The organism is Flavobacterium sp. (assembly GCF_044371705.1).
In the GTDB taxonomy this organism is placed as follows: Bacteria; Bacteroidota; Bacteroidia; order Flavobacteriales; family Flavobacteriaceae; genus Flavobacterium.
Map to the genome: position 1 here is coordinate 1 of NZ_JBILTE010000261.1, position 2,841 is coordinate 2,841.

The following is a 2,841-nucleotide window of genomic DNA, read 5'->3' on the forward strand; positions in this document are numbered from 1 at the left end:
TTTACTTCCTCAAAAAAGTTCTAAAATTCTATCTTAATTTATCAACACAGTATGTTAATTTAATGTTACCTCAGTATCAAGCAATTATGAAATACTGTTAACAATAGAACTATTTAATGTTTATTTTATGATAAAGATTAGATTATCAGTTATTTAGTGAATTTATGTTTTTTGCCGCTGATTCGCTGATTTTTAAAACTTTATTAAAATAAATCAGCGAATAAGCGGGTTTTAATTATCCTCTTAATTTCCATACTGCTCGAAAAGTTGCTTTAATAAATAGCCATTTCGGCAAGGACATCATTACTTTTAAATCAGAAAATAGAGTGCCTTCTTCATTTAAAAATGTGAAGATTTCTTGCACTGAATTTTTTTCAAAAAGTGTTCCAAAAAGTTGAGCACCTAATTCGTTATTTTGGTGTAAAACTTCCAACAAAATTAAGTCATAGAACCAATAGCGGTTTTTTTGATGGAATTTGGTTAAGTTTTGACTAGTTTTTAGAAAACCAACCAATTTTTCGCATTGTTTTTTACTATTGAAAAAAGTAAAACCTGTACTAGCTTTTGTCCAACCACCAGCTGTTCCGATAAATAAAACACGTTCAGAATTTTGTTTGTGAAAAGCAAAACACGTCATTGGTATATTTCCGGCTTCTTTTTCTACAATTTCATAATCGGTGATTCCGCGATATAGAAGATACTGTTCTATGGCTTTTTCGTATTCGTTTTTTTCCAATAAATCTTCAGAAAACAGCGTATATTCAAACAAGGCTTCTTTTTTTGAAGTCGGCAGAACATACATAAAGCGGGTATTTCCGTTTTGTACAATCGTAAAATCCATCAATTTCACTTCTGAATCATCAAAAATTTCTTCTTTTGTTTTGATAAACCAGCCGATGAAATGTTGTTTTAAATACGGATACTTGGTTTGATTGAGAATTGTATTAACATCGAAAAAACTGTTCAATAGTAAATTACAAGAATACGTTTGATTTTTTCCTTGAACTTCAACTGAATTTTCAATTGTTTTCCAACTTAAAATTTTATCTTTTTCAAAAGTAAAATTAGATTTTGATGAAATAGTGTCGAATGCCAGTTTGTAAAAATCACTACTTCGAATCATTTTGTACAAATACGGATGCATATCAAACGATTGTTGAAAATCTTTATTTCCTACGAATGCTTTTTCCCAAGTTTTGGATAGGATGGAGTCGAATTCACCATAGGGTTTTTCCCAAAAACACCAAGTTCGATCGTTTTGATTTTTGATTTCTTTATCAATGAGAAGAATTGATTTGTCATCAAACCATGAATCATTCGCCATCCGATAGGCGGTGAGCAAACCTGATAAACCGGAACCGAGGATGATGTAATCGTATTTTTTCATTGTTATTTTTTTGCCGCTGATTCGTTTATTTTTAATTAACTAATAAAACAGGAATCATCGGCATCCTTAAAATCTATTCTTAAAATTCTTAAAATCCTCATTCAATCCCTTAAAATCCAAAACGCCTTTTCTGTTTTTCAAATGATACAAAATGACAAACGATTTTTCAATCCGTAATTGTGAACTTTTGTATTTGTTTACCACATGAATCAACGAACGTTGTTTTCCTGGTGTGAGTTGGTGAAAGAGTTCACTTCCTTCGGGATCGCTAAAAAAAACTTCTTGCATTTCCTCCGAAAGAGGCATGCCGTATTTGCTTTCGTCTTTCTCCAATGTTACTTCAATGTCGTCGTTCAAATGTAAATTTAGTTTTTTACAGACTTCTCTATTCAATAAAATGTAATGAAAAGTCACTTTTGGAAGCATCGCACAATGAAAAGAATACTCGTTTTTTAACGTGCAAATAAAACGTTTGTCTTTAGCTTCAGTATGTAATTGTTGAAAAACGGACTCCGGGATTGGGATATGTAATTCCCAATACAAAGCTTTGTCATCAAAGGAGCAAATCTGTCCGTTAAATTTCATACCGAGCTCATTGAATTTGATTATTTTTGTAAAGATAAAAATAACAACTTAACGATAGTATGAAAATATCCATTGGAAACGACCATGCAGGTCCGGATTACAAAAAAGCAATTGTAGCATTTTTAGAGAAAAATGGTCACCAAGTATTTAATCACGGAACAGACACGGTAGACAGTGTCGATTACCCTGATTTTGGACATCCCGTTGCAACGGATGTGGAAACAGGAAAGGCAGATTTGGGAATTGTAATATGCGGCAGTGGAAACGGCATTGCCATGACGGTTAACAAACACCAAGGTATCAGAGCTGCTTTATGTTGGACCAAAGAACTAGCAGGTTTAGCAAAATTACATAATGATGCTAATATTATCAGTATTCCGGCACGATTTACTTCCATTCCGCAAGCAGTGGAAATGGTGGATACTTTTTTGAAAACAGAATTTGAGGGAGGAAGGCATCAGAATCGAGTGAATAAAATAAGTTGTTCATAACGATTTAAACCATTAAGGAATTAAGGTTCATTAAATTATGTTCTTAATTTTTCTTAGGGGTTTAAAATATTATTACTTTAAAACTAATGAATGGTATAATTTATAAAAATTGGGCCTTTAGATTTTTTGTTTATTTTTTTATTATAAATGTTATTCTGTTTTTTACAACAGTTTACTACACTAATTTATATGTGGATAATTATAGTGGAGGAAAATCATTTAATTATCTGATTATAAATATTTTAAACATTATTTTTTTATTGGAGTAATTGTATTTTTAATAGCAAGTTTTATAAGGAAAGAAAAAAGAGATTTTAAATTTTATATTCCTCTTTTTGGAATATTTTTAATTTACTTACTGATTATTTTATTAGAATA

General features: G+C 30.7%; 3 protein-coding genes. 1 reads left to right on the forward strand and 2 read right to left on the reverse strand.

The features are described 5' to 3' along the window. Positions 1-235: 235 nt before the first annotated feature. A complete protein-coding gene (locus ACIQ2S_RS12675) occupies positions 236-1,387 on the reverse strand; it encodes a lycopene cyclase family protein (RefSeq protein ID WP_396176558.1) in 1,152 nt (383 codons plus the stop codon). A gap of 66 nt (positions 1,388-1,453) precedes the next feature. Further along, on the reverse strand, positions 1,454-1,972 hold the full coding sequence (locus ACIQ2S_RS12680) for a hypothetical protein (RefSeq protein ID WP_396176560.1): 519 nt from the start codon (positions 1,970-1,972) through the stop codon (positions 1,454-1,456). A 59-nt stretch (positions 1,973-2,031) separates the two neighbouring features. Here ACIQ2S_RS12680 and rpiB point away from each other — a divergent pair, with 59 nt between their 5' ends. Further along, positions 2,032-2,463: a ribose 5-phosphate isomerase B gene (rpiB, locus tag ACIQ2S_RS12685; protein WP_396176562.1), complete on the forward strand. Its 432-nt coding sequence runs from the start codon at positions 2,032-2,034 to the stop codon at positions 2,461-2,463. Positions 2,464-2,841: the final 378 nt, after the last annotated feature.

Bases quoted from the DNA above. Each gene is read 5' to 3' on its own strand.
- ACIQ2S_RS12680 (WP_396176560.1), bottom strand. From the start codon at position 1,972: ATGAAATTTAACGGACAGATTTGCTCCTTTGATGACAAAGCTTTGTAT.
- ACIQ2S_RS12675 (WP_396176558.1), bottom strand. From the start codon at position 1,387: ATGAAAAAATACGATTACATCATCCTCGGTTCCGGTTTATCAGGTTTG.
- rpiB (WP_396176562.1), top strand. From the start codon at position 2,032: ATGAAAATATCCATTGGAAACGACCATGCAGGTCCGGATTACAAAAAA.